The sequence below is a fragment of the Coprobacillus cateniformis genome (assembly GCF_009767585.1).
Classification (GTDB): Bacteria; Bacillota_I; Bacilli_A; order Erysipelotrichales; family Coprobacillaceae; genus Coprobacillus; species Coprobacillus cateniformis.
The window spans coordinates 1-697 of record NZ_WSNW01000010.1; the positions used below are offsets into that span (position 1 = coordinate 1).

Here is a 697-nt window from a genome sequence, read left to right on the forward strand (position 1 = left end):
TTTGTCTTTTGTTCTTTTGTTCTTTCGTTCTTTTTTTAACTTTTCAAATTTTTATTATTTTGATTTGTAACGAGACTTAAATAATTTGATATTTATATTGCTACTACTTTTCTCACTCCTTCGTTATGCAATATATTTGATTTAATATCTTTTCATTGTCTCTCAAACCGCTTTATATAACGAAAAAAAGAGACAATTCACAAAATCACAAAGATTTCATAAATTATCTCTCTTGGATAACTATTTGGTGCGGGTGACAGGACTTGAACCTGCACGCCGAAGCACTAGATCCTAAGTCTAGCGTGTCTGCCAGTTTCACCACACCCGCATGTTTAAAAATGGTGACCCGCAGGCGACTCGAACGCCTGACCCTCTGATTAAAAGTCAGATGCTCTACCGACTGAGCTAGCGGGTCTAAAAATGGTGCCGGCTAAAGGACTTGAACCCTCAACCTACTGATTACAAGTCAGTTGCTCTACCAGTTGAGCTAAGCCGGCATAAATAAAAAATGGTGGAGGTTAACGGGCTCGAACCGCTGACCCTCTGCTTGTAAGGCAGATGCTCTCCCAACTGAGCTAAACCTCCATTAAATATGGTGACCTGTACGGGATTCGAACCCGTGAATGCATGCGTGAAAGGCATGTGAGTTAACCGTTTCTCCAACAGGCCACATGGCGCTTGAAGTAGGACTCGAACC

5 tRNA genes are annotated in these 697 nt (G+C 41.5%); all 5 read right to left on the reverse strand.

Annotated elements, in window-relative coordinates:
• Positions 1-245 precede the first annotated feature (245 nt).
• Positions 246-328 (reverse strand) — tRNA-Leu (locus GQF29_RS18035).
• An 11-nt stretch (positions 329-339) separates the two neighbouring features.
• Positions 340-415 (reverse strand) — tRNA-Lys (locus tag GQF29_RS18040).
• A 6-nt stretch (positions 416-421) separates the two neighbouring features.
• Positions 422-497: transfer RNA gene (locus GQF29_RS18045), tRNA-Thr, on the reverse strand.
• 12 nt (positions 498-509) lie between these two features.
• Positions 510-585: transfer RNA gene (locus GQF29_RS18050), tRNA-Val, on the reverse strand.
• Positions 586-593: 8 nt separating this feature from the next.
• Positions 594-669: transfer RNA gene (locus GQF29_RS18055), tRNA-Glu, on the reverse strand.
• Between the last annotated feature and the right edge of the window lie 28 nt (positions 670-697).